Source organism: Glutamicibacter sp. BSL13 (genome assembly GCF_052928425.1).
This window is the reverse complement of record NZ_JAVGCZ010000160.1, coordinates 1-3,903: the sequence shown is the minus strand read 5'-3', so window position 1 is coordinate 3,903 and position 3,903 is coordinate 1. Positions and strand designations below refer to the sequence as shown.

General features: G+C 69.3%; 4 protein-coding genes. 1 reads left to right on the top strand and 3 read right to left on the bottom strand.

Going from position 1 to position 3,903, the window contains the following annotated elements; all coding sequences use genetic code 11:
• The 3 genes from RCJ92_RS15275 to RCJ92_RS15265 form a co-directional block, all read right to left on the bottom strand.
• Positions 1 to 862: FecCD family ABC transporter permease (locus RCJ92_RS15275; protein ID WP_446755044.1), on the bottom strand; the 862-nt coding region annotated here is incomplete at its 3' end.
• A 2-nt stretch (positions 863 to 864) separates the two neighbouring features.
• Positions 865 to 1,719 (bottom strand): siderophore-interacting protein, encoded by an 855-nt coding sequence (locus tag RCJ92_RS15270; RefSeq protein WP_446755043.1) that lies wholly within the window; start codon positions 1,717 to 1,719, stop codon positions 865 to 867.
• 42 nt (positions 1,720 to 1,761) lie between these two features.
• The gene (locus RCJ92_RS15265; RefSeq protein WP_446755042.1) at positions 1,762 to 2,754 is read right to left on the bottom strand and encodes an ABC transporter substrate-binding protein; all 993 of its coding nucleotides are present in this window, start codon (positions 2,752 to 2,754) and stop codon (positions 1,762 to 1,764) included.
• Positions 2,755 to 2,993: 239 nt separating this feature from the next.
• On the opposite strand from RCJ92_RS15265, the gene RCJ92_RS15260 reads away from it, so the two are divergent.
• Positions 2,994 to 3,767 carry a 4'-phosphopantetheinyl transferase superfamily protein gene (locus RCJ92_RS15260; protein ID WP_446755041.1) on the top strand — a complete coding sequence of 258 codons (774 nt, stop codon included), beginning with the start codon at positions 2,994 to 2,996 and terminating at the stop codon, positions 3,765 to 3,767.
• The last annotated feature ends 136 nt before the right edge of the window (positions 3,768 to 3,903 follow it).

Genomic DNA, 3,903 nt, shown 5'->3' with positions numbered 1-3,903 from the left:
CGCCGGGGGTAATGCGGCGGGCCAGGTGGGGAGCGGCGAGGCCGAGGAAGGCGATGGCGCCGATGGCCGCGGTCGCCGAGCCGGCCAGGACGACCACCGCCAGCAGACCGACTACCCTGTCCCGGGTGACATTGCGTCCGAGGCTTGAGGCAACCTCGTCGCCCAGTGCCAGCGGATCCAGGGACGGGGCGTTGAATACCGTCAGCACCACCCCGAGCAGCAGCCAGGGGGCGATGTCCCAGAGCACCGAGGCGTCCCGGCCGGAGAGCGAGCCGACCGTCCAGTAGCGGAAGCGGTCCATGGTCACCCGGTCCATGAGCACCACGGTGCTGGAGACCGCGTTGAGCACCCCGGTGACGATGGCCCCGGCGAGCACCAGGCTGGTGGCCGCGCTGGTCATCCGGATGCGCGAGGCCAGCCCCAGCACCACCGCGCCGGCCAGCAGCGCGCCGAGCAGCCCCAGCAGGGTGTATTGAGCCGGGGACGCCAGGCGCAGCACGCTCAGGGCGAAGACCACCCCGCAGGCAGCGCCGGAGGTGACGCCCAGCAGGCCGGGGTCGGCCAGCGGGTTGCGGGTATGTGCCTGACACAGGGCTCCGGCCACGCCCAGCGCCACACCGCAGACCAGTCCGAGCAGCGTTCGCGGCACCCGCAGGTCCAGGACCGCCGTGCTCGCCTCGGGCATGCTGATCCGGTCTCCGGCGAGGTAGGCGAACACGTGGCCGGGGGCCAGCGGTTGTGAGCCGAGCAGCACGCTGGCGGCCAGGGCGATGAGCAAGATGCCCCCGGACGCGGCGAAGACCGGCAGGCCCCTGCGGGCCGGCCGGTCGGTCGTCGTGTTGCCTAGGGTGGTGGATGCCACCGCTAGTCCTCGTCGTGGTGGTGGTCGTGGTCTGCCATGCCTCGGCGCCAGTAGCCGTCCACATCCCAGTTGTCCCGCTCCAGGCCCAACTCATTCTTCAGGTAGCGGCGCAGCGGCTTGATGCTCATCGATTCCCCGGCCACCCAGACAAACCCCTCGCCGTCGGGCAGTTCCAGCCCGCGAACCGCTTCCTCCAGCAGGTTCGTGCTGCCAGCCGGCCGCGCACCGCGGTGCAGCCACTGCGCCGAGAGCTGTGCCGGGCTCTCGAGGGGAATCTCGTCCGCGGAGTCCTGCACCTCGATGAAGGCGAACACCTTCGCCTCGGGGCGCAGCGCCGAGACCCAGCGGGCCAGGGCCGGCAGCGCGGTTTCGTCGGCTGCCAGCACATACCAGTCAAAGACGTCCTTGACGCGGAAGGAGCCGCGCGGGCCGAGCAGCGCCAGCTGGTCCCCGACCTGAGCGGTGCCTGCCCAGCGTCCGGCGATGCCGTGCTCGTGCAGCACGAAGTCCAGGTCCATCCAGCCCTCGGCCGGGTTGGCGTCGCGGATGGTGTAGTCGCGGCTGATCATCGACCGCCCGTCAATCCAGCGGTCGTTCTGGACCGTGGGCAGCACCGGCTGCCCCTGAGAATCCTTGTCGAAGAACACCTTCACGTGGTCCTCCGGTGCCACCGAGCGCAGCGACTTCAGGTCCTCGCCCACCACCCTGATGCGCACCATGCGCGGACCCAGCGCGGTCACCGATGAGACGGTGACCAGCCGTGGCATAAGCGGGTGGGTGTAGGTGGCGTTCTTGGCGTTCTGCTCATCGGGCAGGATCTGCTCTCCGGTGAGCTGGTCATGGCTGGTGATGATCATCGAATTCTCCTGGAAGGCGTGTGGCGGACGGTGAAGTGCTGGCTAGAGTCCCTTGAGTACTTCCTCGATCTGCTCGACCACGCGCAGCGCCGCACCGTAGTTGTCCGGGAAGAAATGGGTGACCCCAAAGGCATGCTTGTCCTTCACCGCCGGCAGGGCGTTGAACGTGGACTGGCGCTCCAGGATGTCCAGCGCATCCGAGGACCCGTCGAGGTATTCGGGATAGAGCACCACGGAGGCGTCATCGATCTTGGAGAGCTGTTCGAAGGACAGGAAGACCCCGTTCTCCTTGGACTCCTCGGCCACCACCTTGGCAGCGGGGGCGCCCAAGTCCTTGAGCACCGCCCCGATCCAGGAGATCTGGGAATAGACGGTCACATCCTCGTAGGCGTCCACCGCCGCGAAGGTGTTGGCGTCGAGTTTCTCGCGGTAGTCTCTGGAGACCTGCGCGACTTTGTTCTCGTAGGCCTGCTTCTGGGCGGCGGCTTCCTCGCCGTTGCCCAGCACCTGGGCCATCTGTGCCGAGGCGTCGCGCACCGTGGCCGAGCCGTTGGTGCGGATCAGCACGGTCGGGGCGATGGCGTTGAGCTTTTCGAACTCCGCCTTCTTCTCTGCGCTGAGTTCCTGGGACTCATCCTCGCCGCCGCGCACGAAGCCGATCATCAGATCCGGCTTGAGCTCTACGATCTTCTCGTAGTCCCACCCATCCGGGGAGAGCACGCTGGGAAGGTCGGCCACGCCCTTGTAGTCCTCGGCGTCGCCGAAGGAGTCGTCATAGGCGTCCCCGGCGGTAGCCACCGGGGTGTGTCCGGCCTCGACCGATGGCACGGTGCCGCCCTCCAGGGCGATGACGCGCTGCGGATCGGCGGGGATCTCGACCTCGCCGAAGGCCGTCTGGACCTTGGTGGTGCCGGTGGTCTGCTCGGCGGCCGCGCCGGAAGACTGCGGGGCCTCGGCACTGGAGGCACATCCGGTAGCCAGCAGGGACAGCGCGAGGACGGCCGCGGCCATGCGGGAGCGGGGGAAGTTCTTCATGTCTGGTGCTTTCTGTAGCTGTTGTCTCGTCTCGTGGCAGCCGCGGACGAGCGGCCTGCGACTGCGGCGGGCGAAGCCCTCCCGGTGGTGGCCGCTCCAATGGTCGGATGTGGCACCGCGACTCAACCTAACATAAGGTGAGCCTTACCTCTAAAAGTTCTGCACATGTTGTGTAATCAAAAGCGATGGACGTAAGGGGTGACTCAGTCCCACGGTGCGTGAGCCGTACGATGGGATCTATGGACTTCACCCCCGTGCAGCATGCCGCCGACGCCGTTTACGTCGCGGTGGCCACTCCCGCCCAGGTACGCGTTGGAGTGGGACCGCTCGGCGGATACGAGCACGTGTTGGGCGCCGAGGCGACTCGGGCCGATTCCCTGAAGGTGGCGGCCGACGTCGAGGCGTACCTGGCATCCCGGGCCCTGCTGCGCCTGCTCGTGGCGCAGCTGCGCGATGGCTCCACTGCCAAGGCCGGGCTCGTTGGCCTCACCCGGCACTGCCTGGACTGCGGGAATGGGGACCACGGCCAGCCACGCGCCGCGGGCTGGGCCCTGTCCTCCTCGCGCACCCGGCAGCTGGTGCTGGCCGCCGCCGCGCCGGCGGGGGTCCTGATGGGAGCCGATATCGAGCGTGAGCCGCAGGCCGGGGCCGCGGGGGTTTTCGAGGGCTTTGACACCCTGGTGCTCAGCAACGCAGAGCGCATAATCGTGGCCGGATGCAAGGAGCCGGACCGGCTGCGCATCGCGGCCTTCGGCGCCAAGGAGGCGCTGCTGAAGGCCACCGGTGAGGGGCTGCGGCGCGAGCCGGCATCCCTTCCAGTGCTCGGGCCGCACAGCGCCGCGGCCCTGGACACCGGCGCCTGGCAGCGGGTCCAGCTTCCTGCAGGCGGCCCGCAGCTGCAGCTGTGCTGGATCCCGGCCCCCAGCGGGCACGTCGCCTCGCTCGCCGCCTCGCGGCCGCTGCCGGTTCGGCGGCTGGCGCCGCGCCAGCTGGGCCTGCCAGCTGGCAGCTGACCTGTTTTCCGTCACTGCCCCGGGCGCGCGGCGGCGTCCCCGACCGGCGCTGGCTCGCCTCCCTCGACCGGTTCGGGCGCAGGTTCGGCCACCCGCAGGGTGCGCAGCTGGTGGGCACCCACATACACCGCGGCGG

Excerpts from the sequence above, each read along its gene's own strand:
- RCJ92_RS15260 (WP_446755041.1), top strand. The coding sequence starts at position 2,994 with ATGGACTTCACCCCCGTGCAGCATGCCGCCGACGCCGTTTACGTCGCG.
- RCJ92_RS15270 (WP_446755043.1), bottom strand. The coding sequence starts at position 1,719 with ATGATCATCACCAGCCATGACCAGCTCACCGGAGAGCAGATCCTGCCC.
- RCJ92_RS15265 (WP_446755042.1), bottom strand. The coding sequence starts at position 2,754 with ATGAAGAACTTCCCCCGCTCCCGCATGGCCGCGGCCGTCCTCGCGCTG.